The sequence below is a fragment of the Rhodanobacter koreensis genome (genome assembly GCF_054782855.1).
The window spans coordinates 399582-425362 of record NZ_BAAGRR010000002.1 but is presented as its reverse complement, the minus strand read 5'-3'; the positions used below and the strand labels follow the sequence as shown (position 1 = coordinate 425362).

Sequence of the window (25781 nt, the reverse complement as noted above, 5' to 3'; positions counted from 1 at the left end):
ATCAGATCAGGTCCGATGGCCTTGGCGCCTGAATCGATCAGGCACCGGCTGGGCGCATCACGTCATCGAAGCTCAGGTCCAGCTGGGTGGTCCTGGCATGTTCCGCCACCCACTCGGCCACCTGATCCTCGATCACGCGATTCTGCAGCCCGGACATCAACTTGGGGTCGCCGTTGTAGAGTTCAATGACCTTTTCCGGTTCCTCGTAGGTCGAGGCGATCGCGGCGAGCTGTTCGGCAACGCGCTTGCGATCGATCTTGATCTCCTGCTTGCGGGCAATCTCGCCCATCAGCAGACCGGCGATCACCCGCTTGCGCGCCATCGGCATGGCAGCCTCGATCAACTGCGGTGGCGGCTGCTGGCCCTGCGGCACGCTGCCGACAGCCATATTGCGCGCCTCGGACTGCACCATCAGCTTCGGCACATCCAGTTCAGCGTGCGTATCGGCCAACTTTTCAGCCACTTCGGACTTCAGGCGCCCCATCAGCGCAGCCTTCAGCTCGCGCTCCAGATTCGCGCGAACTTCCTTGCGGAAGGTTTCCAGATCGCCATCCTCGATACCAAACAGCTTGGCGAATTCACCATCGATCTCGGGCAGCTTGGGTTCCTGCACCTTGATGATCTTGAAGTTGACCTTGGCAGTCTTGCCGGCGAGCTGGTCGTTGCGGAAATCTTCCGGGAACGCAATCTCGGCATCGAAGCTGTCATCGGCCTTGCGACCAGTCAGTGCTTCGTCCAGCGCCTTGAACAGGGTGCCTGAGCCAAGCACGCTGCCTGCGCGCTCCAGACCCTCGGTCGGAAAACGGTAGTCACCAGCTTCGGCGGCGTATTCGAACATCACGAAATCGCCTTCGACCGAGGCACGCTCGACTTCGTCGAAGCTGCGACGCTGCTGGCGCAGGGTCTCCAGCATCTTGTCGATATCGGCATCGGTCACTACCGCCATCGGGCGGGTGATCTCGAGTGCAGCGACATCGACCACCGGGAATTCCGGCATGATCTCGAAGGTTGCGGTATACGCGATCTCGCCGTTTTCCGGCTGACCGGTGGTATTGATCGCCGGATTCGCGATCGGCTGCAGCTTTTCCTGTTCTACCGCTTCACGCAATGTGCTGCCAATCAGGTCGGACAGCACTTCGCCACGCACCTGGTCGCCGAAACGCTGCTTGATCACCGTCGTCGGTACCTTGCCCGGACGGAAACCCTTCAGGCGAACCGTACGACCCATTTCCGCAATACGTGCGCTCACCTGCGTCTCGAACCGCTCCGCGGGAAACTTCACCGTAAGCTTGCGCTCGAGCGTGCCGATGTTTTCAACCGAAACCTGCATGACGTCTCCTGGTACTACCGAATGTTGTGGGCCTGCCACAGGCGCCATGGCGGCTATGCCGCCCGCAAAAACTAAGGGAACCCGACGGGGCATGGTGCGAAAGGGGGGACTCGAACCCCCACGGGGTTAACCGCCAGAACCTAAACCCGCACCTCATAGCCTACGAATCATACGTTTAGAGGCATAAGTGCCGCAACAGGTGCCGTTTCAGGTGCCACTGGGTGCCGCCGGGGTGCCGCCGGGGTGCCGCCGGGGTGCCGTAAGGATCGGAAATAACGTACTCAACCTCACCCTACGTTGCCTAGTTGGAGGTCGAAAATATCAAGCCGGCATCCTTGTAATGTTTGACTACGTGGTCATAGAAGCCCTCAACGGGCTTGCTCCCACTGATTTCGGCCAACTGCTGGCCAGCCTTCGTAAACATGACGTTGCCAGTTTCTATCTCGAATTGGCCCTCCGCCAATTCGAGTCCCAGACCTAGTGGTCTACCAAAGTAGGTGATCGTGACCTTTGAGATCGTGCACCTCACTGCAAAACCAGATAGGGGGTCGAATTTGATAAGACCAAGAGAGTCCAGATGACTAAGTGTGTCGAAATCAAGACCTTTTGACCTGTAAATCTCATCGCTGGTGCCGAAGACAAGTGGCTTGGGTTCGTTAACCATCCAGCTGAAACCGCATAGTTCTGAAAAAAGCTCTGCGTCAGATTTATCGAGATCCGAAATCAAATTCACCGTTCGCCTCGCGTACTTGCCAGGGTCGTTCGCCTCACCAGCAAGGACTTTTGACCAAAGACTTTGCATCTCGGTGTCCGACACGATGCGGGACTTCTCAAAGAAGTTCGAAATCCAGTCATCGTCCAATTTTTCCGGCTCGGCACTTTCATCAAGAAGAGGGATCGCGGCCGTCGTAATTGCTTCAATATTTGACTGTCGCTTCACCTCTTCCACTACAAATCTCTGCATCGCACGCCGTTGGAATTCGTCAACCTCGATCGCAGCGTTCGCCGTGATGAGATCTGCCTTCGCTTGGGCTTTAGCAACACGGACAATTTGTGTCGGCCTATAGAGGCCGCCGATTCCATCCGCGACTTTCTCTATAAGTGCCTTGCCGACTTTGGAAACGCCCTTTGCATCGATACTGATGATCGAGTTCTTGATCTCGCTATCGCTCATACGCCCCCTCCCGGGCCACATTACCAAAGGCTCCGATCTCCGCTCGAAGTTGCAACAGCAGTCGTATGTTTACACGAAAGGTATCGACGAGCTTTGGCCCTAGCTCGGCTAGTCGTGTGGTGGTCTCGGAAAAGGGGGAAGACCAGCTAGCTCATCATGTTCACCACGTCAGATTCTTTTTCTGGCCGGGAACGCGCTAGCCACTTGAAACTAGTAGTTGCCGCGTCAGATTTAGGCTCTGACGCCATAGTCGCTAACTACTTGAATTTACGAGGCCCGCTCAAATCCGTTTGATGATCCAAGGCCTGATATGACAAAAAGAATTAAGAGTGTTAACGATTTATATACATATAAATCATTGATTTCATTGCGAAGAGATGGTGCGAGAGGCGGGACTCGAACCCGCACATCACGTGGATGCCAGAACCTAAATCTGGTGCGTCTACCAATTCCGCCACTCTCGCTTGTCGCCCCGCAAGACTTGTGCAACCACATGATTCTGAAACTGATTTATCCCAGCCCCACAAATCCGGCCATCGCTTCCAAGTCGCTGATTACCTTACACGAAAGCGGACCATTTTACGGTTGCAAAGCCCTGCAACACAAGCTGGCCAGCAGCGCAGCCTCCCCGACCGCAGACACGGACACACCGGTCAGATGTGTGCCCCAAAGCAAAACGCCGATCGCAAGCGATCGGCGTTTTGCTTGATTGGTGGGCCGTGAAGGATTCGAACCTTCGACCAATTGATTAAGAGTCAACTGCTCTACCAACTGAGCTAACGGCCCTGGAACTGACTTGCACCTGACAACCTGACTTGAAGCTGGCAGGCTTGAAACTGGGGTGGATGATGGGATTCGAACCCACGACAACCGGAATCACAATCCGGGACTCTAACCAGCTGAGCTACATCCACCATCGATCGATACTGGCGCGCCCGACAGGACTCGAACCTGCAACCGTCGGCTTAGAAGGCCGATGCTCTATCCGGTTGAGCTACAGGCGCAGTCACTGCAGTAGAACGTTTCGCTGGTCGGGGCAGAGGGATTCGAACCCCCGACTTTTGCGTCCCAAACGCAACGCTCTACCAGACTGAGCTATACCCCGTTTTCGAATCCCCGATCGTGTCGCCACCGGAGCCTTGAAATGTTACGGGTGACGCTTCGCTCAGTCAATCCGTATCGAAGCACACCTTCCTGCCTGATCACCGTTTCCGCGAAGAGAAACCACCTTCTCCGTGAAAACAAAACGGGGTGCAAGCACCCCGCCTCGCCTTATAAAAATGGTGCGCCCGGAGAGATTCGAACTCCCGACCACCTAGTTCGTAGCCAGGTACTCTATCCAACTGAGCTACGGGCGCACTGAAAAATTGTTTGCCTGCACTGCCTTGATGCTGAAACATCGAAGCGGTGAAGCAAGGAGCGGAATTATTCAGGCTCCGGCCCTACGCGTCAACACTTTTCGTGAAAAATCTTTTCATCGCGCTTCACCAGGCAATGCAAACATGGCCCGCTGCATGGCTTTGCCAGTCATGCACGACAAAGCCAGGAAACGACGCAGCGAGACATGAATGAAGAGAGCGGCCAGTGGCCGCCCTCTTTTCACCGCGATACGACCTGACGCTTATGGCCGTCCAAATCCGGATCAGCCATCCAGCCTGAAACGATTCTGCGTGGCCGGCTCGACCTTGCCCACCGCCGAACCCGCATCACCCTTGGGCGGTGGCGGTGGAGGGGTTGCGCCAGTCGATGCATTCTTCGTCCAGTCGGCCGGCGGCCCGGGCTCGCGCCCGGCCATGATGTCATCGATCTGATGCGCGTCGATGGTCTCGTACTGCAGCAGCAGTTCGGCCATCGTGTGCAGCTTGTCGAGATTCGCGGTCAGCAGCTCCTTGCTGCGCGCATACGCGCGATCGAGGATGCCACGCACCACTTCATCGATCTTGCTGGCGGTCTCGTTGGAGATGCTCTTGTGCTGCGTCACCGAGCGACCGAGGAATACTTCATCCTCGTCCTCGCCATAGGTGATCGGGCCAAGCTCGTCGGACAGACCCCACTTGGTCGCCATGTTGCGCGCCATCTTGGTGGCGCGCTCGATGTCGTTGGAAGCGCCAGTGGTGACCTTGTCGGCACCGAAGATCAGCTCTTCCGCCACGCGGCCGCCGTACAACGAGCACAGCTGCGACTGGATCGCCACGCGGTTGATGCTGTACTTGTCGCCTTCGGGCAAATACATGGTGACGCCCAGTGCACGCCCGCGCGGGATGATCGTGACCTTGTAGACCGGATCATGCTCAGGCACCAGTCGGCCGACGATGGCGTGGCCAGCCTCGTGATAGGCGGTGAGCTTCTTCTCGTCCTCACTCATCGCCATCGAGCGGCGCTCCGTGCCCATCAGGATCTTGTCGCGCGCCTTGTCCAGATGGCTCATGCGCACTTCACGCGCGTTCTCGCGTGCAGCGAACAATGCCGCCTCGTTGACCAGATTCGCCAGATCCGCACCGGAGAACCCGGGTGTACCGCGCGCAATCGTCATGGCATTGACGTCGCTGGCGACCGGCACCTTGCGCATGTGTACCTTGAGGATCTGCTCGCGGCCACGCACGTCGGGCAGGCCTACCACGACCTGACGGTCGAAACGACCCGGACGCAGCAACGCTGGGTCCAGCACGTCGGGACGGTTGGTCGCGGCGATCACGATGATGCCTTCGGTACCCTCGAAACCGTCCATCTCGACCAGCAGCTGGTTGAGCGTCTGTTCGCGCTCGTCATGACCACCGCCGAGGCCGGCACCGCGATGGCGGCCGACCGCGTCGATCTCGTCGATGAAGATGATGCACGGCGCGTGCTTCTTGGCCTGCTCGAACATGTCGCGCACGCGGCTGGCGCCTACGCCGACGAACATCTCGACGAAGTCGGAACCGGAGATCGCGAAGAACGGCACCTTGGCCTCGCCCGCGATCGCCTTGGCCAGCAAAGTCTTGCCGGTACCGGGCGGGCCGACCATCAGCACGCCGCGCGGGATCTTGCCACCCAGCTTCTGGAAGCGGCCCGGGTCACGCAGGAATTCGACCAGCTCGCCGACCTCCTCCTTCGCCTCGTCGCAACCGGCGACATCGCTGAAATTGACCTTGATCTGATCCTCGCCCTGCAGCTTGGCGCGCGAACGGCCGAAACTCATCGCACCGCGGCCACCGCCGCCGGACTGCATCTGGCGCATGAACCATATGAACACGCCGACGATCAGCAACACCGGCAGCCAGCTCACCAGCAGGCCGATCAGCGAGAAGCCCTCGGACGGATCCTGGCGGACTTCGACGCCCTTGTCCTGCATCTGCTTGACCACCGCATTGGTGGAGAAGCCGAGCATCGGCGCCACCGTGCGGAACGCGCTGCCGTCCTTCAGCTTGCCGCTGATCGTGGCCGGCTGGTCGGCGCTGATCGTGGCGGTGGCCACGCTGCCGTTGTCCACACTCTGCACGAAGCTGCTGTACGCCAGATCCGAGGAGGACGCGCTGCGTGGGTTGAAGTTCTGGAACACCGCGAACAGCACCACCGCGATGATTACCCAGAGCAACACATTTTTCGCTGTTTCATTCATGCACGGTTCTCGCCCGGTGACGCGACGGCAGGTTTGCGACCCACCGCCAGCGCATACACCTCACGCGAACGTGCGCGGGAGGCCTTTGGTTTACGCATGGTTACGCGGGTGAAGTCCGCACGCAAGCTGCGCAAGTATTCGTCGAAGCCAACACCCTGGAACAACTTGATCAGGAACGAACCACCCGGCTTGAGCCACTGCCGACTGAAATCCAGCGCCAGATCGGCCAGAGCCATGGCTCGAATCTGGTCGGCCAGCGCCACTCCACTCATATTGGGGGCCATATCCGACAGTACAAGATCCACTTTCAGCCCTTCCAGGCGGGATTCCAGCTCGCGCAGCACGGTTTCCTCGCGAAAGTCGCCCTGCAGGAAATCCACCCCGGCAATGCTCTGCATCGGCAGGATGTCCAGCGCGAACACCTTGCCGGTATCGCCCAGGCGATTGCGCACCAACTGCGACCAGCTGCCTGGCGCCGCACCGAGATCGACCACGTTGATGCCCGGCTTGAGCAGGTGATCACGCTCGATCAGCTCTTCCAGCTTGTAGACCGCACGCGAACGCAAGCCCTCGGCCTGGGCTTTCTTCACATATTCATCCTTGAAATGTTCGCGCAGCCAGACTGCGCTGCTTTTGCTGCGGGCCATGTCGTAGGGGTCACAGATTGGGGAACGGGATGCCGCATGATACCCTTTGCCGTTCATTTACCGCGAATCGAGCACCATCGCATGCCCCTTTCCTCCTCGCAGATCCGTTACCTGCGCAGCCTCGCCCACGATCTGAGCCCGGTCATCCTGCTTGGCAACAAGGGGGCTTCCGAGGCTGTGGTCAAGGAATTGAATCTGGCGCTGGATATCCACGAACTGGTCAAGGTGAAGCTTTCCGGCGGCGACAAGGATGAACGGCAGGCGCAGATCGACGTACTCGTCGATGGCTCCAGGGCCGAAAAAATCCACCAGATCGGCCATGTTGTCGTGCTGTTCCGCCGCAACGACGACGAGCCGAAAATCGCCCTGCCGCGTTAGAGGCGCCCGATGGACCTGTCGTTCGACCGTCCCGAAGGCTACCTGTTCGTACGGCGCGTCGGCGCCGGCAGCGTCACCCTGATCGACCGTGAACTCCATGCCAGCTTCCTGCTGGCACCGGACCGCGCGGTCGAGCACTGGCCGGTCGACACCGCAGGCACGCTGGATGCCGGCCACGTCGACACCGTGCTGGCCTTGCAGCCGGAGCTGGTAATACTGGGAACCGGTGAACGCCAGGTATTTCCACCGGCGGTCTTCATGGCCGGTTTCCTGCGCAAGGGTGTCGGCATCGAGGTCATGGACAACGCTGCTGCCGCACGCACCTATAACCTGTTGGCGGGCGAAGGTCGCCGCGTGGTCGCCGGATTCATCCTGCCGGGCGGCTGATTACCCCGCGTTGCCACCACCTCAACGCGAAGGCAGATAACCCAGCGGATCGACAGGGTTGCCGTCCTTGCGGATCTGGAACTCCAGTTCGTTGCGCGATGCGCCGGTCGAGCCCATCTCGGCAATCTGTTGGCCGGCACTGACCCGCTGGCCTTCCTTCACCAGTCGCTTGCTGTTGTGGCCGTAGGCCGACAGGAAGCTGTCGTTGTGCTTGATGATCACCAGTTCGCCATAGCCGACCAGGCCATTGCCGCTGTAAACCACCACGCCATCGGCAGCGGCACGCACCGGATCGCCTTGCTTGCCGGCAATCTCGATGCCGGGAATCGCATCACCACTCCGGAAACGGCTGATCAGGCTGCCCTCGGCTGGCCAGCGCCAGTTCACCCCGCTGACGGCACGTGCCGGGCCACTGGCGACCGGTATTGGAACCGGTGGCGCCGCCACAGCCGGCACCGGTGGGGTTGGCACGCCAGCCACCGGCACTATCGTCGTGGTGGCTGTCACGGCAGGTTGCACCGGTCGCGGCGATACCGACAACGGCACGGACGGTGCTGACGATGTCGTTGCGGCATGTGTGGCCGTAGCCGGCACAGGCGGAACGGCAGTCACCGTCTCGAATCCTTGTGCCGGTGCTGGCGGTGCGGTGACATGTGCGGGCGCGCCGGCCACATGCGCAACCGTGGTCTTGCCCGGTGGCGAGAGTGTCAACCGCTGTCCGGGCCAGATCGTGTATGGCGCGGCAATGCCATTCCATTGCGCCAGATCGCGAAAATCCACGCCCTTGCGAAAGGCGATCGAATACAGCGTATCGCCCTTGGTCACCTCATAGCTGCCGCCGGGAATCGGCGTGCGAGCAGGTATTCCCGCCATGCTGCCACGACCAGGATTGCTGCCCGGTGCCGGCTCGACCACCACCGAGCTGCGCAACGTGGTGCAGCCGGTGGAGAGCAGGCAGACCATCGTCGCCATCAGCCATGGGAGGTATCGATTCATGCGTACCAGCATAACGAGGCGGCGCATCATTTTCATGCAGGCTTGCTCCAGCGAACCAGGTACTCAGTGCGACCAGAGCCACCACACCAGCAGCAGGCCCAGCAGCACCAGCGCGGCCCAGCCGATCCACTCGATGTACTTGTGCAGGATCCGCTCCGCACGTTCGCCAAAGAGGCGGATCAGCAGCGCCAGCAACCACACGCGTTTGCCGCGACCCAGTCCGATGCATGCCAGGAACGGCAGCACCGGCACACCGATGATGCCGCAGGCCCAGGTCACGAATTTCATCGGCACCACCGGCTGCAGTGCCGCCAGGATCAGCACGCCGAACATGCCCCAGTGATGCTCGTGCATCTGCGCGCTCAGGGTCGTCACGCCCTGCTCGATCGGCGCCAGCAGATGCAGCGAATCGAGCGCTGGCCGCAAGGCCTGAAAGGCCCAGTGACCCAGCGCATAACCGACCAGGGCGCCGAGCAGCGAGAACAGCAGGCTGATGTTGGCGTAATGGAAGGCCTTGTGCCGCTTGCCGAGCATCATCGGTGCCAGCATCACTTCCGGTGGAACCGGGAAGATGAAGGCTTCGACGAAACTCAGTCCGGACAGGTAGTACAGCGCCTTCGGCTCGCGTGCCCACACCAGTGCACGCGCATAAAGTTTCCCGAACAGGCGCATCAACCGATCCCGCCAAGCAGCGGCACGAAACTGACCGCCCCGAGTTCTTCCTGGATGAAGTCGCCCTGCCCGTCACCGCGCATGCGGATCAGCGTCTGTCGGCTCGGCGAACCGACCGGTGCCACCAGCACCCCTGTCGGACTGAGCTGGTCGAGTATCCGGGTGGGAATGGTGTCGCCGGCAGCGGTGAGGATGATCGCGTCGAACGGTGCTTCGTCCGGCCAGCCAAGCTTGCCGTCGTCATAGCGCGAACGCACGCTGGTCAGGCCGAGCTGGCGGAAGCGGCGACGCGCCTGGCGCAGCAGTTCCTCGATCCGTTCCACCGTGAATACCTGTGGCACCAGCGCAGCCAGCACCGCTGCCTGGTAACCGGAGCCGGTACCGATTTCCAGTACCTTCTGAGGTGTCCCGAACTCGAGCAATGCTTCGGTCATGCGCGCCACTACCCATGGCTGCGAGATAGTCTGGCCATGGCCGATCGGCAATGCGGTGTTTTCATAAGCGCGCGAATGCAGCGCTTGGTCGATGAAATGATGACGTGGCAGGTTGCGGATCACGTCGACCACACGCAGATCGCGAATGCCTTCCTCTTTCAGGCTCGTCGCGAGGCGATCGCGTGCACGCTGCGAGGTCATGCCCTCGCCCTTGAGCTCCGCCGCGGGTAATGGATAGAGATTCATGGTTCAGGCGGCCTCATCGTGGGGGGTCTGGCCGCTCGCCATGTCGTCGCTCAGTACCTGCATCCAGCTGCTGACTTTCTCCAGCGCCTGGAACCGCGTCAGGTCGACATGGATCGGCGTCACCGAAACAAACCCGCGCTGCACGGCATCGAAATCGGTGCCAGGGCCGGCATCGTCCACTTCGCCAGCCGGGCCGATCCACCAGATCGGCCGGCCACGCGGATCGGTCTGTGCAATGCACGGCGCGGCTCGATGGCGCCGCCCCAGCCGGGTCACTTCGAAGCCCTTGATCTCCGCCCACGGCCGATCCGGCACATTGACATTGAGAATCGTGTCGGCCGGCAGTGGATCGACCAGCAGGCGCTGCATCAGCAGCAGCACGGCACTGGCAGCCGAATCGTAGTGCACGCCCTTGTGATCCTGGCTGACCAGGGATACGGCGATCGCCGGCAGGCCGAGAAAACGCCCTTCCATCGCCGCCGACACCGTGCCCGAATAGATCACATCGTCGCCGAGATTCGCCGAGTTGTTGATACCGGACACCACGATGTCAGGCTCCTCGTCCAGCAGCCCCGCCAGCGCCAGATGGACGCAATCGGTCGGCGTGCCGGCCACGCGGTAATAGCGGTTACCCATCGGCAGCACGCGCAGCGGCGCGTCGAGGGTAAGCGAATTGCTCGCGCCGGAACGGTCGCGATCGGGTGCCACCACCGTCACCTGCCCGACCACACCGAGGCGCTCGGCAAGCACGCGGATGCCCGGGGCATCCACGCCATCATCGTTACTGACCAGAACTCGCATGATGCTCCATCGAAAACGGACTGCGGACACGCTTGCCCATGACCCCGTGGTTCACGACAGCAGGGTGCGTACCGTATCTCCCGAGTTTACCGGAGCATGCCGCCGGTTTCACATTGTTCGGATGATGCGCATTAACCGTAATGGATGCGCTTTGGTTAGCATGCCGGCATGAAGCGCCGTGCGCCCGCACCCATCGACGAAGACGACAGCCGACTGTTCCGTGAGGCGATCGGCGATGTACGTCGGTTCGGCCAGGTGTCACCGCCACCGGCTGCCACGAAACCCGCGCCGCATCCGCATATGCTGGAGGCCGACGAGGCGGCTGTGCCGGGCGAATTGCTCGACATGGCGTTCGATCCAGCCCTGCTCGAAGTCGGCGAGGAGCTGGGTTACCTGCGTGACGGCTATCCGCCGAAGCTGCTGCGCCAGCTCAAGCGCGGCCAGTTCAGCGTGCAGGACGACATCGACCTGCACCAGATGAATGCTGCCGCCGCGCAAGCCAGTATCGTCGCGTTTCTGGCCGAGGCCAGGCAAAACGGGTTACGCTGCGTGCGCATCGTGCACGGCAAGGGACTGCGCTCGAAAGCGGCCGGACCAGTATTGAAGAACCTCACTGACCGGATGCTGCGCCGGCGCGATGACGTGATCGCTTTTGCCTCCGCGCGGCCGGCACTGGGCGGCACCGGCGCGGTGGTTGTACTGCTGAAAAGCTGAGAGCGAGGAGCAGGAAGCGGGAAACGAGCAGGGACCGAAAAGCCGGTATGCGCCGGCTTTTCGGTCCCTGCTCACTCCTCTTCACTCATTTCTGTTTTGCGCCAGCTCGCGCGCCACTACCGTGGCATAGGCACCGGCGGGAAGCTCGAATGCAAGTTCAAGCGCATCGCTCTCCAGCCAGCGCCACTTCAGATCCTTCGGTATCAGTCGCAAGGGGCGGCGTTCCTGATCCATGCGCGCGGCAGCCAGGCCTTCTGCCAGATCACTGCAGGCTGCGCCGATCTCACGTTCCAGTGCGCCGGCTTCACCCTGCGTCGGCGGTTCGCCCTGACCCCACAACGGACCGGACGGGTGAATGTCGGCGCGTGCCAGCCGTCCGGCCAGCACATCGGTGAATGGCTCCGGGCCAAACCACGAGCGCGAGCCGGCCAGCGACCAGATCTCGCCATCCAGCGGCGCATCCCACACGCCCCGCTCGACCCGTGCCGCCAGCACGTTGTTGAAGATCTGCGAACGGGCTGCCGACAGCAGGAATGACCGCTTGTCGCGGTCGACCCGACGGCCGGCGAACATCGCACGCGCCTGCGCCACGTTGCCACCCTCGCGGCCAAAGCGCTGTTCACCGTAGTAATTCGGCACACCGCGTGCTGCGATCTGCTGCAATACCTGTTCGGCGGCATCGCGATCGCCCTGTACCTCGCGCAGCACCAGCGCGAAGCGGTTGCTGCGCAGTGCGCCGCGCTTGAGTTTGCGCGAATGCCGCGTCGCCGCCAGCACCTTCACTTCGGCGTGCGGAAACGTCAGCCAGTCCGGATCGGGTTTCCCGGCCAGCTGTACCGAGAACGTCTGCCGGGTGACGGCATGGCGATCCTTCAGGCCGGCATAACCCACCGCGACGGGCGACACGCCGGCAAATTTCGCCAGTTCGCGCGCGACCCAGTCGGTGTTCGCGCCACGCTTCTCCACCCACAGCAAAGCATGCTCGCCCGCGCCGTCAGCGTCATAACCAAGGATTTCCTCGACCACGAAGTCCTCGGCGGCGCTACGCAACTTCGCCTGCAACGGCGGCGCGCCGAAAGCCCAGGGCAACGGGGCACCCGCAAGTTCGGATTCCGACATGACACTCCGCCGGTCGCACCGGCATTCAGAGGGAACGGACGACGCTCAGCGCCGCTCCAGCAAAACGCAGGCCTGCGCCGCGATACCTTCGCCCCGGCCGGTGAAGCCGAGCTGTTCGGTCGTGGTGGCCTTGATGCTGATACGTCCGATCTCGGTGTCCAGATCGGAGGCGAGATTTTCGCGCATCGCATGCGCGTGCGGGCCGACCTTCGGCGCTTCGCAGATCACCGTGACATCGGCATTGCCCAGTGCGTAGCCATGCTGTGCCATCAGCATCGCCGCATGGCGCAGGAACTGGCGGCTGTCGGCGTTGCGCCAGCGTTCGTCGCTGGGCGGAAAGTGCGTACCGATGTCGCCCAGCGCCAGCGCACCGAAGATCGCATCGCACAACGCATGGATCACCACGTCACCGTCCGAATGGGCAACCAGGCCGCGCCGATGCGGCACGCGCACGCCGCCGAGCGTGACATGATCACCGTCGCCGAAGGCATGCACATCGAAGCCGCTGCCGATTTTCATGTACCCGTTCTCATGCGCTCGTCCTCGCAAGCAGGAACTCGGCCAGCGCGAAATCCGCTGCCGTGGTCACCTTGATATTGTCCTCGGCGCCTTCGACCAGCAAGGGCGCGAAACCGGCCTGCTCCATCGCCATGGCCTCGTCGCTTGGAACCACCCCGCGCCGGACTGCCTCGCGCAACGCCGCGGACAGCGGCCCGCGCCGGAACATCTGCGGCGTGAAGGCACGCCAGCGGTGGTCGCGCGGTTCGGTCAACTCGCTGCGACCGGCAGCACCCGCACGCTTCAGCGTGTCGCGCAGCGGGGCACCCAACAGACCACCACCAGCCGCGCCGGCCAGTTCGATCAACCTGCCGATATCGGCCAGCCGTACGCAAGGCCTTGCCGCATCGTGCACCAGCACGAAATCGTCGGCAGCTACCGTCTCCGGCAACGCCTCCAACCCCGCCAGTACCGAATCACTTCGCTCGGCACCGCCAATTGCTGTAAGCACCGGCTTCCCATTGAGTATGGTGGTGCCCGACCAATGTGCATCCGCAGGCGCCAGCGTTACCAGCAGGCCAGCAATCTGCGGATGCGCGGCAAGCCGTTCCAGCGTGTGCTCGATCAGCGGACGCCCGGCCAGCGGCAGATATTGCTTGGGGCAGGTTCCGCCAACACGCGTGCCGCGCCCGGCCGCCGGCACCACGCACCACACCAGCGGCGCACTCATGGTGAACCGGTGGACGTGGCTGACGCTGGCGGAGCACTGCCCGCGTTCGCCGGTGGCTCGACCACCTGGTAGAAAGTTTCACCTGGCTTGATCAGCCCCAGTTCGGTGCGCGCACGTGCCTCGACCGCCTGGTCGCCGTGCTTGAGGTCGAGCACATCGGCGCCGACGGCTTGATTGCGTTGCAGCAGCTTGGCGTTCTCGTCAGTCTGCTTCTTTACCGCCACGCGCAGGCTGTCCACCTCATGCATGCTGCCGCTGCCGGACCACAGCTTCAGCTGCAGTCCGATCAGGAGCAGGATCAGAATCAGGGCGATCCAGCGCAACATGGGCAGCCGATGACTCTGCTCAGCCCGGCAAGCGGGTCAGGTTGGGGAATGCGTCGCGACCGGCATAGCGCGCGGCGCTGCCCAGCTGTTCCTCGATGCGCAGCAACTGGTTGTATTTCGCCACGCGATCGCTGCGGCACAGCGAACCGGTCTTGATCTGGGTCGCGGTGGTGGCCACCGCGATGTCGGCGATGGTGGTGTCCTCGGTCTCGCCGGAGCGATGCGAGATCACGGCCGAATATTTCGCCTTGTCCGCCATCGCGATGGCTTCCAGCGTCTCGGACAGCGTGCCGATCTGGTTCACCTTGATCAGGATCGAATTGGCAATGTGCTTCTCGATGCCTTCGCGGAAGATCACCGGATTGGTCACGAACAGGTCGTCGCCGACTACCTGGATGCGGTCGCCGATGGCGTCGGTCAGCAGCTTCCAGCCGTCCCAGTCACCCTCGGCCATGCCGTCCTCGATGCTGACGATCGGATACTGCTTCGCCCAGCTCGCCAGCAGATCGACAAACTCGGCCGAGCCGTACTGCTTGCCCTCGCCCGCCAGATCGTACTTGCCGTTCTTGTAGAACTCCGAGCTGGCCGCATCGAGACCGAGCAGGATCTCGCTGCCGATCTTGTAACCGGTCTTGTTGACAGCTTCGAGGATCGTGTCGATCGCCTCGACGTTGGAACGCAGGTTCGGTGCAAAACCGCCCTCGTCGCCCACCGCCGTGCTCAGGCCGCGACCGTGCAGCACGCTCTTCAGCGCGTGGAAGATTTCCGCGCCGGCGCGCAGCGCCTCGGCGAAGCTCGGCATGCCGACCGGCAGGATCATGAACTCCTGCACGTCCACGTTGTTGTCCGCGTGTGCACCGCCGTTGATGATGTTCATCATGGGCACCGGCAAGGCACCAGGTTTGCCGTTCGACAGGTACTTCCACAATGGCTCATCGCGCGAGGCGGCCACGGCGTGTGCTGCCGCCATCGAGACACCGAGCAACGCATTCGCACCCAGCTTGCCCTTGTTCGGGGTGCCGTCCAGCGCAATGAGCCTGGCATCCAGGCCTTTCTGGTCGGCCGCATCGAAACCCTTGAGCGCATCGGCAATCGTCGTGTTGACGTTCGCCACCGCGTTCTTCACGCCCTTGCCGCCATATCGCGACTTGTCGCCATCACGCAGCTCGACCGCCTCGCGTGAACCGGTGGAGGCGCCGCTCGGTACCGCGGCGCGGCCAAAGCCGCCGCCGGCCAGGGTCACTTCTGCCTCAAGCGTGGGATTGCCGCGCGAGTCGAGGATTTCACGGGCGTGGATGCGGGTGATCAGAGTGCTCATGCGGTGTCCGTTGCGTTTGTTGTGATGATAGTGAAGAAGCGCATTACTGCGCCCGGTAGGTCAGGAAACCGTCTGCTCCAGGAAACCGTGCCGCTTGGTCACGGCATCGAGTTCCATCAACGTTTCCAGCAGTGCTTCCATCCTGCCCAGCGGCCACGCGTTCGGGCCGTCGGAGAGTGCCTTGCTCGGGTCAGGGTGCGTCTCGGCGAACAGGCCGGCCACGCCAACCGCCACCGCGGCGCGCGCCAGTACCGGCACGAATTCGCGCTGACCGCCCGAGGTGGCGCCCTGCCCACCCGGCAACTGCACTGAATGGGTTGCATCGAAGATCACCGGGCAATTCGTATCGCGCATCACGCTGAGCGAACGCATGTCCGAGACCAGATTGTTGTAGCCAAAACTGGCGCCACGCTCGCACACCATGATGCTGTCGTTGCCGACCGCCCTGGCCTTGGCCACCACGTGCTTCATGTCCCACGGCGCGAGGAACTGGCCCTTCTTGATGTTCACCGGCTTGCCGGCGCGCGCCACTTTCTGGATGAAGTCGGTCTGTCGGCACAGGAAGGCCGGCGTCTGCAGCACGTCGACCACCGACGCCACCTCGTCCATCGGCGTGTATTCGTGCACGTCGGTCAGCAGCGGCACACCGAGCTGGCGTTTCACTTCGGCCAGGATGCGCAACCCCTCTTCCATACCCGGCCCGCGAAAGCTGTCACCCGAGGAGCGGTTGGCCTTGTCGAAGCTGGACTTGAAAATGAAGTTGACGCCGAGCCTGCCGGTGATCTCTTTCAAGGTGCCGGCGGTGTCGATCTGCAATTGCTCCGACTCGACTACACAGGGGCCGGCGATCAGGAACAGCGGCCGATGCAGCCCGACCTCGAAATTGCACAACTTCATGCGACCGACTCCTGCGCCAGGCGGTGACCCTCGCGTACCGCCTGGTATTCGCGGGCTGCCCGGACGAAGCCGATGAACAGCGGGTGCCCGTCGCGTGGTGTCGAGGTGAATTCCGGATGCGCCTGACAGGCAAGAAACCACGGGTGCTGCTGTTGCGGCAGCTCGACCATCTCCACCAGCAGGTCGTCCATCGACTTGCCGGAGATCACCAGCCCCTTGTCCTCGAACGGCTGGCGGTAGCGATTGTTGAATTCGTAGCGATGCCGATGGCGTTCGCGCACCACATCCTGCCCGTACAGCTCACGTGCCAGCGTGCCGGCCTTCAGGCGGCACTCCTGCGAACCCAGGCGCATGGTGCCGCCGAGATCGGAACGATCCGTGCGCTGCTCGACCTCGCCACTGGCGGTGGTCCACTCGGTGATGAGTGCGATCACCGGGTCCGGCGTATTGCGGTCGTTCTCGCTGGAATCGGCCTGGGCCAGGCCAGCCACATGTCGGGCGAAATCGATCACCGCCGCGTGCATGCCGTAGCAGATGCCGAAATACGGCACGCCATGCTCGCGCGCATATTTCGCAGCCAGGATCTTGCCCTCGAAACCGCGCTTGCCGAAGCCGCCCGGCACCAGGATCGCATCGGCCTTGCCGAGCACCTTGGCGGCGCCTTCGGCCTCGACCTGCTCGGAATCGATCCAGTCCAGGGTCACCCTCGTGAGCTGCTTGATGCCGCCGTGCCGCAGCGCCTCGCCAAGCGACTTGTAGGCGTCCTTGTGCTCGACATACTTGCCGACGATGGCGACGGTGATCTCGTGCTTCGGATGCTCCACCGCGTCGACCGTGCGCTGCCAGGCGGACAGATCCGCCGGCTTCGCATCGAGGCCGAGCTTCTTCACCACGATGTCGTCCAGCCCCTGCTGGTGCAGCCACAACGGCTGCTTGTAGATGATGTCCACGTCGGTGGCGCTGATCACCGCGTTCTCCGGCACGTTGGTGAACAAGGCGATCTTGCGCCGTTCACCCTCGGGCAGGGTCTGCTCGCAACGGCACAGCAGGATGTCCGGCTGGATGCCGATCGAGCGCAGTTCCTTCACCGAATGCTGGGTCGGCTTGGTCTTGATCTCGCCGGCGGCCTTGATGTACGGCACCAGGGTGAGGTGCATGAACACCACCTTCTCCGGGCCATGCTCGATGCGCAGCTGGCGGATCGCCTCCAGAAACGGCAGCGACTCGATGTCGCCGACCGTACCGCCGATCTCCACCAGCGCCACGTCGAAGCCGCGGGTGGCCTCGTGGATGCAGTGCTTGATCTCGTCGGTGATATGGGGGATCACCTGCACGGTGGCGCCCAGGTAATCGCCACGGCGCTCCTTGCGGATCACGCTCTCGTAGATCTTGCCGGTGGTGATCGAGTTCTTGCCGCTCAGGCGGGTATGCACGAAGCGCTCGTAATGGCCAAGGTCGAGGTCGGTCTCGGCGCCGTCGTCGGTCACATAGACCTCGCCGTGCTGGAAGGGACTCATCGTGCCCGGATCCACATTGATATAGGGATCGAGCTTCATCATGGTGACCGAGAGCCCGCGCGCTTCGAGAATGGAAGCGAGCGACGCCGCAGCAATGCCCTTGCCAAGCGAGGACACCACACCGCCGGTGACGAAAATCAGGGGGGTCATGGAAAGCAGCCGTGCTGGAAATACGCATTTTAGCGGCAGAAGTGTCCCGCTGCGAGTGGAAACCGACAATTCACTGTCGTCGGTTCATTTCCAGGCCGCCGGAATGCGCCGGAATTGATCCAGGCCCTCTCCGGTTCCGGCCGTCGAGGCCAGCTTCAATGCCCCAGCAACCCGCGCGAATCCCGCCGGTAAGCGCTCTCGATCTGTGCCAGCCGCGCCTGCAGCGCCTGCGGGTTCACCCACTGGCCATGCTCGGCCTCCTGCCGCAGCAAGGCGTATTGCATGTCGACGAACGGCTGCAGCACGCGATTGGTCTGCGGCATGAAGCCACCAAGATCGGGAATGCGGGCAAGCTGGGCACGTTCACGTACGCCCGCTTCACCGGCGGCCTTGCCGTAGGCAAGGATGAATGCAGTCAGTTGTTCGCGCAGCGGTGGCGGCAACCCGTCACGCAACACCAGTACGCCGGACGGGATCAGTGGCGAGCGCCAGATCACCTTGAGCTGGGCCGCCTCATTCGGAAAATGGCGCCGGAACAGATCCATGTCCGGATTGTTGCTGCTCGCCACATCCACCTCGCCATTGACCACGGACAGCAGGTTGCTCTGGTGATCGGCCACCCGCACGCTGGCGAAGAAGGTGTCGGAGTCGAGTCCGCGCGGCGCAAATACATCGGCTTCCGGCGCGGTGTAGCCGGTGACCGAGAGGTGTTCGCTGCGGGCGTAGCGCCAGCGGCCAGGTGTGGCAAGCAGGTCGTCGAGATTGCGAATGGGGCTGTCGCTGCGCACCACCAGCATGGCGACATTGCCCATGGCGCCATCGCTGCGCACGAACTGGGCGAACACCTGCATGTGCTGATGCGTTACCGCCTCCACCGCAAGCTTGCCGGAGAGAAACGCGATATCCACCTGTTGTGCACCGATCGCATCGGAGAGCCCCTTGTAGCTGCTCACTGACACCGTGGTCACCGGGTGACCCAGCCGCCTCTGCAGCTCCTCCAGCAATCCCCGCCACTGCTCCAGCGATTCGGACGCGCTGCCGATCGGCAGGATGCCGAAACGGATCGGTGACGGCGACACTGCCTCGTTCGAAGCCGCGGCATTGCCAGCGGCGATCAACAAGCCAAGAGCCAGCCATTTCATGGCAGTACGGATCAGGCGCGTGCTACGGAGCCACCCGCGCGGCCGAGACGTGGCGATACTCAATGACATCACTCCCCGGCGCCATTCCCTCTCCCCTGTGCACACGTATATAGCCGTGATCGGGAGCCTGAGCAAGGTTCAGGGGAGTACCGGGGAAGCTGGCGGATACTCGCGTCCGGCACGCCGCGGTTGATAACAGGCCGTCGCAAGATGAAACGCCTCGTCGACGTTGCCGGGGTGCCAGCCGGGAATGCCCGCCAACGGCAACGGCCGCAATTCCAGAGGGTTGTTCAGCAGCTGGCCGGCTGCAATCGCTTCGGCGCAACGGGTACTCGCTTGCCCGAGATCGGTGCCACCCGCCGCCAGGAACACCAACGCCTTGCCCACCAGCAGCTTGTCCGGGTTCAACGCATGCTCCAGCAACGCATGGCCAAACAATGTCAGCTGGATCGAACCATCGAGCCAAGCCTGTCGCTGCTGCCAGAACAGGCCTTGCCAGTCGTGTACGTCCCACAATGCCAGCAGCGCAGGACCCTGCAGCACGACGATGACGCCGGCCTCGTCGAAATGGGTCATCGCATATTGCGGGCGCGAGCGGTCCTTCGGTCCCATCCGGGCGATCTCGGCCATCTGACGCCGGTTCAGCGCCTGCTTGATCGCCGGATAGCGCAGCCACACCAGCGCATTGAGGAGATCGTGCCAGTTGCCTTCGCGGGTAGCGATCTGTCCGCGCTCGGCGATGCGCTGCTCGTAGTGAAGGCCATCAGCGAGCAGCTGATGATCCTGTGCCACGAAGCGGGTGCGCGCATCCCCCGGCCACAAGGCATTGAGTGCATCGAGCGTGGGCCAATGCGGCCCCTCAAGCAGGTCGGCGTATTCGCGCCACGCCTGCAGCGGCATGCGGCCAAACACCTGTGGATCGACCGTGCCGCGTGCGGGCGCGACGTAGCGCATCGCGCTGGCCTACATCAGCTTGAGTTTGGGATGGGCGAGCCGCGCATGCAGGTCATGCTCACTGGCGGCCTCGACCACCACGTCGACGAACTGGCCCGGCTTCAACGTCTGGCCGTCGGCAATCAACACCGTGCCATCGATCTCCGGCGCATCCGCCGCCGAACGCGCCACCGTACCGTCAGCCCCTGCCTCATCAACCAGCACAGTGATGGTGCGACCGATCTTGCGCTGCAATTTCGCGGCGGAGATTTCCGCCTGCACCGCCATGAATTGTTCGAGGCGATCTTCCTTCAATTCCTCGGAAACCGGATCCGGCAACTCGTTAGCCTTGGCGCCATCGACCGGCGAATAGGCAAACGCACCCACGCGATCGAGCTCGGCCTCGCGCAGGAAGTCGAGCAACTCCTCGAACTCGGCATCGGTCTCGCCGGGGAAGCCGACGATGAAGGTGCTGCGGATGGTCAGGTCCGGGACGATCTTGCGCCAGTTCTGGATGCGCTCCAGCGTCCTGTCGATATTGCCCGGGCGCTTCATCAGCTTGAGGATGCGCGGACTCGCGTGCTGGAACGGGATGTCGAGATACGGCAGCAGCTTGCCCGCAGCCATCAACGGCATCACCTCGTCCACGTGCGGATACGGGTAGACGTAGTGCAGGCGCGACCACACACCCAGCTCGGACAGGCCTTCGCACAGCTCGGTCATGCGCGTGCGATAGGTCTTGTCGCGCCACTGGCGTTCGGCGTATTTCAGGTCCACACCGTAGGCGCTGGTGTCCTGCGAGATCACCAGCAGTTCCTTGACGCCGCCCTTGACCAGGCGTTCGGCTTCCAGCAGCACCTCGTCGACCGGACGCGAAACCAGGTTGCCGCGCATCGACGGGATGATGCAGAAGCTGCAGCGGTGATTGCAGCCTTCGGAAATCTTCAGGTAGGCATAGTGCTTCGGGGTCAGCTTCACACCCGTGTCCGGCACGATGTCGATGAACTTGTTGCGCTTCGGCGGCAGCGCCGTGTGCACCGCCGTCATCACACTGGCGTAATCCTGCGGGCCGCTGATCGACAGCACGTCGGGATAGGCTTCGCGGATCAGCGCCTCGCGCTTGCCGAGACAGCCGGTGACGATCACCTTGCCGTTCTCGTGCAGGGCGGTGCCGATCGAATCCAGCGACTCCTGCACCGCCGCGTCGATGAAGCCGCAGGTGTTCACCACCACCGCATCGGCCTCGCCATAGCTGGGCACGATCTGGTAGCCCTCGACCTTCAGCTGGGTGAGGATGCGCTCGGAATCGACCAGCGCCTTGGGGCAGCCGAGGCTGACGAAACCGATCTTGTGTGCAGCCTGGGACATGGGCGTGGTTACCGTGAAAACGTGCGTGGAAACAGGCGATTATACGTCAGCGCGCGAGCGATGCCGCGGCAGCTAAGATCGCTGCTTCGAAACCACGAGGATCGATCCATGGGTCATCAGATCAACCTGCCCACCACCCGCACCCAGTGCATCGGTGCCTACCTGGCCCAGCCGCAGGGCAAGCCGAAAGGCGGCATCGTGGTGATCCAGGAGATCTTCGGCGTCAACGCACACATGCGCAGCGTGGCCGATCGCTTTGCTGAAGCGGGCTACACCGCGATCGCGCCGGCGTTCTTCGACCATCTGGAAACCGGGGTGGAACTGGGCTACGACGAAGCCGGCTACGCCAAGGGCAAACAACTGGTCGGCGAGCTGGGACTGGAACGCGCCGTGGAGGATGTCGCCAGCGCCGCCGAGGCAATCGCTTCGGCAGGCAAGATCGGCACGGTCGGCTATTGCTGGGGCGGCACCGTCGCATTGCTGTCCGCGCTGCGGCTGGGCCTGCCGTCGGTGAGCTACTACGGCGCGCGCAACCTGCCGTTCCTTCACGAGACGCCGAAGGCGCCGGTGATGTTCCACTTCGGCGAAAAGGATCAGCACATCACGCCGGCCATGGTGGCGAAGCACCGCGAGGCGCTGCCGCAGATGGAGACCTTCACCTATCCGGCCGACCACGGTTTCAACCGTGATGTCGGCGCCAGCTACGACGAAGCCAGCGCGAGACTCGCGCTGCAGCGCACGCTGGCATTTTTCGACAAACACCTGGCTGGCGCATGAGAAAGCCAAGTTTCATCCTCGATGCCCGGCTGGACGCGGACACGCGACTGGTCGCATCGCTCGCCCTGTGCGATGTGCGATTGATGAACGACGCACGCTTCCCCTGGCTGGTGCTGGTGCCTCGACATGCCGGGCTGGTCGAGATCACCGACCTTCCCGCCAATGAACAAGCCCTGCTCTGGCAGGAAGTGAATGATGCGGCGGCCGCCCTGCGTACCGTCGCTCCTTGCGAAAAGCTCAACCTCGGCGTGCTCGGCAATATCGTGCGTCAGCTGCACGTCCATGTGATCGCGCGCCATGAGGGCGATGACGCATGGCCTGGTCCGGTATGGGGTCACGGCCGTGCTCAGCCTTATGACGAGGCCGGCCTGAGCGCACGACTGGATGCGTTGCGGCATGTGCTCGCCGACGCAGCCGGATAACGCTGCCATGGAGTCCGGCATCCAGTTCGAAGCATTGGCCGAGGATGCCCTGCTTCTGCGTTTCGGCGAACGCATCGACATCGAACTCAATGCGCGGGTGCAGGCCGCGACGACCTGCCTGCGCCGGCGACTGCCGCAAGTGGAATGTGTGCCGGCCTATGCCAGCGTGCTGCTGCGCTTCGACCCGCAGTACTGGTCCGGTGGCAATCCGCATCGGCAGGTACAAGCTGCCATCTGCGCTGCGCTGGACGAGCCTGGTCCCGTCATCGCCACGCCGCGCGAGCTGATGATTCCAGTCTGCTACGGCGGCGAATGCGGACCGGATCTGGCCCAGGTCGCCGCGCTGTGCAGGCTCGATCCGGGAGCCGTGATCGCTCGCCATACGAGCGCCGACTACCGCGTCGCCATGCTCGGTTTTGCGCCGGGGTTCCCCTACCTGCTCGGACTGGACCCGCAACTGGCGGTACCGCGCCGCGGCGATCCACGCCAGCGCGTGCCGGCGGGCAGCGTGGCGATCGGTGGCAGCCAGACCGGTATCTATCCCGAGATGCTGCCGGGCGGCTGGCAGCTGATCGGGCGCACGCCACTGCGGCTGTTCGACATCACCGCGAGCACGCCTTCGCTGCTCAGTGCCGGCGATCGCGTGCGCTTCCATGCGATCGACGAAGACAGGTTCCACCAGCTGGCGGCGATCCATTCAACATGAACATCACCGTCATCAAGCCCGGCCTGTTGAGCAGCCTGCAGGATGGCGGGCGACCTGGTCATGCCGCGCTGGGCGTGGGGCGTGCCGGTGCCATGGATCTGCCCGCGTGGCAGCTTGCCAATGCCCTGGTCGGCAATACCAGGGGCGAGGCTGCGATCGAATGCACCCTGACCGGCCCCAGCCTGCTTTTCGAACACGCTGCGATGATCGCCCTGACCGGCGCGCCGATCACCGCCAGCGTCGGCGAGCACAAGCTGCCCATGTGGACCACCTGCCAGTTGCCTGCAGGCAGCGTATTGCATCTCGGTGGCATGACCAGCGGCTGCCGCAGTTACCTCGCCGTGCGCGGCGGCTTCGACGTGCCGGCGCTACTCGGCAGCCGCAGCAGCGACCTGCATGCCCGCATCGGCTTCGCACAGGGTCGCGCGCTATGCGCGGGTGACCTGCTGCCTGTCGGCACGGCCGCGCCCCTGCCTGGCTCATCGACCGGCAACGAGGTGCGCACGCTGGACTGGAGCCTCGACCCGCAACCATGGTTCGACTTTGCCCGTCGCCCGCTGGCGCTGCTGCGCGGCAGCCACTGGGCACAGCTGGATGAAGCCTCGCAGCGACTGCTGTTTGGCGGCAGCTTTGTCCTGAGCAAGGACAGCAACCGCACCGCCGGCCGTCTGGACGGCCATACGCTGCAGCTGCAGGCACCGCTGGAACTGATCTCCGAGGCGGCACTGCCCGGTACCGTGCAACTGCCGCCATCCGGCCAGCCGATCGCCCTGCTGGCCGAGGCGCCGGTGACAGGCGGCTACCCGCGGATCGGCCAGGTCGCGGCGGCGGACCTGCCACGGCTGGCGCAACGTCGGCCCGGCGATACCGTATGCTTCCGCGAGACCACGCTGGACGAGGCGCTGATGCGGCTGAGCGCGCGCCAGCAACGACTGACACGCCTGCTTGGCACGATCGCGCAACGATTTGCGCAAATCTGACGGGAACGCACCCGGATGAATCGACAACCATGAGCCGCATCGACCTCAACGGCGACCTCGGCGAATCGTTCGGAGCCTGGCGCATGGGCAACGACGATGCATTGCTGGCCCTGCTCAGTTCGGCCAACATCGCCTGCGGCTTCCATGCCGGCGATCCGGAGATCATGCGCCACACCGTGGCCCAGGCGGTGGCGCACGGCGTGGCGATCGGTGCGCACGTCTCGCTGCCTGATCTGCAGGGCTTCGGCCGCCGCGAAATGAGCGTGACACCAGCCGAAGTGCATGCGCTGACGCTGTACCAGATCGGTGCCCTGTACGCGTTCACCTGCGCCGCTGGTACCCGGCTGACCCATGTCAAACCGCATGGCGCGCTGTACAACATGGCCGCACGCGACGCCGTGCTGGCCAATGCGATCGCCCGTGCGGTGCGTGACTTCGACCCGCAGCTGTGCTTGTTCGGCCTGGCCGGCTCAGCCCTGGTCGAGGCTGGCAGGACACTCGGCCTGGCGGTGGCCGCCGAGGCATTCGTCGACCGCCGCTATCGTGTCGATGGTTCGCTGCAGCCGCGTCGTGAAGCGGGTGCGGTGATCGAAGATGTCGAGCTGGCAACGGCACAGGCACTCGGCATCGCCCGCGACGGTGAAGTGCATACGCTGGACGGCCATCGTGTACAGCTGCATGCCGACACGTTGTGCCTGCACGGTGATGGCGCCCATGCCGTGCAGCTGGCGCAGAGGTTACGCAGCGAGCTCAACGCAGCTGGCCTGCGGATCGCCGCACCAGGAGCCGCATGATGTCCTCTCCACGCCGCGACGGAGACTGCTCATGAATTACTGGCCCCTGCTCGGCGTCGCGGTGATCGTCATCGGCTTCGCGCTACGCTTCAATCCTGTCCCCGTGGTGGTGTGCGCGGCGCTCACCAGCGGGCTGCTGGCCGGCTTGCACCTGCCGGCCCTGCTTGCCCTGCTGGGCAAGAGCTTTGTCTCCAGCCGCATGCTGCTGCTGTTCGTGCTGACCCTGCCGGCGATCGGCTTGCTGGAGCGAGCCGGCCTGCGCGAGCACGCGCAACACTGGATATCACACCTGCACGGACTCACCCTGGCGCGGCTGCTGATCGGCTATCTGCTGCTGCGCCAGCTACTGGCCATGCTCGGCCTCACCGGCGTGGCCGGCCCTGCACAAACGGTGCGCCCGTTGCTCGCGCCGATGGGCGAAGCCGCGGCGGAAAAAATCCTGCCCACGCTGGACGATGCGGACCGCGATGAATTGCGCGCCGTAGCCGCGGCCACCGACAACATCGGCCGCTTCTTCGGCGAGGACGTGTTCATCGCGCTTGGTGCGGTGCTGCTGATCCAGGGCTTCTATGCACAGCACGGCATCGAGCTGACGCCGCTGTCGATCGCGCTGTGGGCACTGCCCATTGCGATCGCCGCCTTCGTCATCCAGTCCGTGCGCGTGTGGCTGTACCAGCGCCGGCTGCAGCGCCGTGCCGCCGGTGCGCATATCGAAACGGCAGGTTGA

27 protein-coding genes and 6 tRNA genes are annotated in these 25781 nt (G+C 63.3%); 9 read left to right on the top strand and 24 right to left on the bottom strand.

All coding sequences use genetic code 11. The annotated features are described in order from the left end of the window. Positions 1-37: 37 nt before the first annotated feature. The 10 genes from tig to rlmE form a co-directional block, all read right to left on the bottom strand. A complete protein-coding gene (gene tig, locus ACYVKM_RS07775) occupies positions 38-1330 on the bottom strand; it encodes a trigger factor (protein ID WP_460877036.1) in 1293 nt (430 codons plus the stop codon). A gap of 301 nt (positions 1331-1631) precedes the next feature. Next, complete coding sequence (locus ACYVKM_RS07770; RefSeq protein ID WP_460877035.1) at positions 1632-2504, bottom strand: DUF2806 domain-containing protein; 873 nt, start codon at positions 2502-2504, stop codon at positions 1632-1634. Positions 2505-2882: 378 nt separating this feature from the next. Further along, positions 2883-2968, bottom strand: a tRNA-Leu gene (locus ACYVKM_RS07765). A gap of 246 nt (positions 2969-3214) precedes the next feature. Continuing rightward, positions 3215-3290: transfer RNA gene (locus ACYVKM_RS07760), tRNA-Lys, on the bottom strand. 51 nt (positions 3291-3341) lie between these two features. Beyond that, positions 3342-3418, bottom strand: a tRNA-His gene (locus tag ACYVKM_RS07755). A 13-nt stretch (positions 3419-3431) separates the two neighbouring features. After that, a tRNA-Arg gene (locus tag ACYVKM_RS07750) sits at positions 3432-3508 on the bottom strand. 24 nt (positions 3509-3532) lie between these two features. Then, positions 3533-3609 (bottom strand) — tRNA-Pro (locus ACYVKM_RS07745). 176 nt (positions 3610-3785) lie between these two features. Continuing rightward, positions 3786-3862 (bottom strand) — tRNA-Arg (locus ACYVKM_RS07740). A gap of 284 nt (positions 3863-4146) precedes the next feature. After that, entirely contained in the window at positions 4147-6102 is a 1956-nt protein-coding gene (gene ftsH, locus ACYVKM_RS07735; protein ID WP_460877034.1) for an ATP-dependent zinc metalloprotease FtsH, read from the bottom strand. Then, positions 6099-6749: a 23S rRNA (uridine(2552)-2'-O)-methyltransferase RlmE gene (gene rlmE / locus ACYVKM_RS07730; RefSeq protein ID WP_460877033.1), complete on the bottom strand. Its 651-nt coding sequence runs from the start codon at positions 6747-6749 to the stop codon at positions 6099-6101. Before rlmE ends, ftsH begins: the two co-directional genes overlap by 4 nt. An 81-nt stretch (positions 6750-6830) precedes the next feature. Between rlmE and yhbY the strand changes: the two genes are divergently transcribed. Both yhbY and ACYVKM_RS07720 read left to right on the top strand, forming a co-directional pair. Beyond that, complete coding sequence (gene yhbY / locus ACYVKM_RS07725; RefSeq protein WP_460877032.1) at positions 6831-7127, top strand: ribosome assembly RNA-binding protein YhbY; 297 nt, start codon at positions 6831-6833, stop codon at positions 7125-7127. A gap of 9 nt (positions 7128-7136) precedes the next feature. Beyond that, a complete protein-coding gene (locus ACYVKM_RS07720) occupies positions 7137-7514 on the top strand; it encodes an Mth938-like domain-containing protein (protein WP_460877031.1) in 378 nt (125 codons plus the stop codon). Positions 7515-7535: 21 nt separating this feature from the next. Here ACYVKM_RS07720 and ACYVKM_RS07715 read toward each other — a convergent pair whose 3' ends face one another. The 4 genes from ACYVKM_RS07715 to surE are packed head-to-tail and all read right to left on the bottom strand — an operon-like array spanning position 7536 to position 10663. Beyond that, positions 7536-8522 carry a peptidoglycan DD-metalloendopeptidase family protein gene (locus tag ACYVKM_RS07715; RefSeq protein WP_460877799.1) on the bottom strand — a complete coding sequence of 329 codons (987 nt, stop codon included), beginning with the start codon at positions 8520-8522 and terminating at the stop codon, positions 7536-7538. 51 nt (positions 8523-8573) lie between these two features. Beyond that, positions 8574-9182: a YqaA family protein gene (locus ACYVKM_RS07710; protein ID WP_460877030.1), complete on the bottom strand. Its 609-nt coding sequence runs from the start codon at positions 9180-9182 to the stop codon at positions 8574-8576. Then, a complete protein-coding gene (locus tag ACYVKM_RS07705; protein WP_460877029.1) occupies positions 9182-9862 on the bottom strand; it encodes a protein-L-isoaspartate(D-aspartate) O-methyltransferase in 681 nt (226 codons plus the stop codon). Before ACYVKM_RS07705 ends, ACYVKM_RS07710 begins: the two co-directional genes overlap by 1 nt. A gap of 3 nt (positions 9863-9865) precedes the next feature. Next, positions 9866-10663 carry a 5'/3'-nucleotidase SurE gene (surE, locus tag ACYVKM_RS07700; RefSeq protein ID WP_460877028.1) on the bottom strand — a complete coding sequence of 266 codons (798 nt, stop codon included), beginning with the start codon at positions 10661-10663 and terminating at the stop codon, positions 9866-9868. Between the two features lie 168 nt (positions 10664-10831). Here surE and ACYVKM_RS07695 point away from each other — a divergent pair, with 168 nt between their 5' ends. Next, the gene (locus ACYVKM_RS07695) at positions 10832-11377 is read left to right on the top strand and encodes a Smr/MutS family protein (RefSeq protein ID WP_460877027.1); all 546 of its coding nucleotides are present in this window, start codon (positions 10832-10834) and stop codon (positions 11375-11377) included. Between the two features lie 81 nt (positions 11378-11458). Here ACYVKM_RS07695 and truD read toward each other — a convergent pair whose 3' ends face one another. The 10 genes from truD to rimO all read right to left on the bottom strand — a co-directional run bounded on the left by truD (position 11459) and on the right by rimO (position 21375). Then, positions 11459-12496, bottom strand: coding sequence for a tRNA pseudouridine(13) synthase TruD (truD, locus tag ACYVKM_RS07690; RefSeq protein ID WP_460877026.1), 1038 nt, complete (start codon positions 12494-12496; stop codon positions 11459-11461). Between the two features lie 45 nt (positions 12497-12541). After that, the gene (gene ispF / locus ACYVKM_RS07685; RefSeq protein ID WP_460877025.1) at positions 12542-13015 is read right to left on the bottom strand and encodes a 2-C-methyl-D-erythritol 2,4-cyclodiphosphate synthase; all 474 of its coding nucleotides are present in this window, start codon (positions 13013-13015) and stop codon (positions 12542-12544) included. Positions 13016-13025: 10 nt separating this feature from the next. Further along, complete coding sequence (gene ispD / locus ACYVKM_RS07680) at positions 13026-13724, bottom strand: 2-C-methyl-D-erythritol 4-phosphate cytidylyltransferase (RefSeq protein WP_460877024.1); 699 nt, start codon at positions 13722-13724, stop codon at positions 13026-13028. Next, positions 13721-14050 (bottom strand): cell division protein FtsB, encoded by a 330-nt coding sequence (ftsB, locus tag ACYVKM_RS07675; protein WP_460877023.1) that lies wholly within the window; start codon positions 14048-14050, stop codon positions 13721-13723. The genes ispD and ftsB overlap by 4 nt, the downstream gene beginning before the upstream one ends. Before the next feature lie 19 nt (positions 14051-14069). After that, a complete protein-coding gene (gene eno / locus ACYVKM_RS07670) occupies positions 14070-15368 on the bottom strand; it encodes a phosphopyruvate hydratase (protein WP_460877022.1) in 1299 nt (432 codons plus the stop codon). A gap of 60 nt (positions 15369-15428) precedes the next feature. Beyond that, positions 15429-16265, bottom strand: coding sequence for a 3-deoxy-8-phosphooctulonate synthase (kdsA, locus tag ACYVKM_RS07665; RefSeq protein ID WP_460877021.1), 837 nt, complete (start codon positions 16263-16265; stop codon positions 15429-15431). Then, positions 16262-17932 (bottom strand): CTP synthase, encoded by a 1671-nt coding sequence (locus ACYVKM_RS07660; RefSeq protein ID WP_460877020.1) that lies wholly within the window; start codon positions 17930-17932, stop codon positions 16262-16264. Before ACYVKM_RS07660 ends, kdsA begins: the two co-directional genes overlap by 4 nt. A 155-nt stretch (positions 17933-18087) precedes the next feature. Then, the gene (phnD, locus tag ACYVKM_RS07655; protein ID WP_460877019.1) at positions 18088-19074 is read right to left on the bottom strand and encodes a phosphate/phosphite/phosphonate ABC transporter substrate-binding protein; all 987 of its coding nucleotides are present in this window, start codon (positions 19072-19074) and stop codon (positions 18088-18090) included. A 138-nt stretch (positions 19075-19212) separates the two neighbouring features. After that, a complete protein-coding gene (locus tag ACYVKM_RS07650) occupies positions 19213-20028 on the bottom strand; it encodes a DUF3025 domain-containing protein (RefSeq protein WP_460877018.1) in 816 nt (271 codons plus the stop codon). A 9-nt stretch (positions 20029-20037) separates the two neighbouring features. Further along, positions 20038-21375: a 30S ribosomal protein S12 methylthiotransferase RimO gene (rimO, locus tag ACYVKM_RS07645; RefSeq protein ID WP_460877017.1), complete on the bottom strand. Its 1338-nt coding sequence runs from the start codon at positions 21373-21375 to the stop codon at positions 20038-20040. A gap of 108 nt (positions 21376-21483) precedes the next feature. Between rimO and ACYVKM_RS07640 the strand changes: the two genes are divergently transcribed. Genes ACYVKM_RS07640 through ACYVKM_RS07615 form a run of 6 tightly spaced genes read left to right on the top strand, consistent with a single transcriptional unit; the run spans position 21484 to position 25781 of the window. After that, positions 21484-22152: a dienelactone hydrolase family protein gene (locus tag ACYVKM_RS07640; protein WP_460877016.1), complete on the top strand. Its 669-nt coding sequence runs from the start codon at positions 21484-21486 to the stop codon at positions 22150-22152. Further along, positions 22149-22574, top strand: a complete 426-nt coding sequence (locus ACYVKM_RS07635; RefSeq protein ID WP_460877015.1) for an HIT family protein — start codon at positions 22149-22151, stop codon at positions 22572-22574. Before ACYVKM_RS07640 ends, ACYVKM_RS07635 begins: the two co-directional genes overlap by 4 nt. Before the next feature lie 7 nt (positions 22575-22581). Continuing rightward, positions 22582-23280 (top strand): 5-oxoprolinase subunit PxpB, encoded by a 699-nt coding sequence (gene pxpB / locus ACYVKM_RS07630; RefSeq protein ID WP_460877014.1) that lies wholly within the window; start codon positions 22582-22584, stop codon positions 23278-23280. Further along, on the top strand, positions 23277-24260 hold the full coding sequence (locus ACYVKM_RS07625; RefSeq protein ID WP_460877013.1) for a 5-oxoprolinase subunit C family protein: 984 nt from the start codon (positions 23277-23279) through the stop codon (positions 24258-24260). Before pxpB ends, ACYVKM_RS07625 begins: the two co-directional genes overlap by 4 nt. A 29-nt stretch (positions 24261-24289) precedes the next feature. Beyond that, positions 24290-25054 carry a LamB/YcsF family protein gene (locus tag ACYVKM_RS07620; protein ID WP_460877012.1) on the top strand — a complete coding sequence of 255 codons (765 nt, stop codon included), beginning with the start codon at positions 24290-24292 and terminating at the stop codon, positions 25052-25054. Positions 25055-25085: 31 nt separating this feature from the next. Then, the gene (locus tag ACYVKM_RS07615; RefSeq protein WP_460877011.1) at positions 25086-25781 is read left to right on the top strand and encodes a DUF969 domain-containing protein; all 696 of its coding nucleotides are present in this window, start codon (positions 25086-25088) and stop codon (positions 25779-25781) included.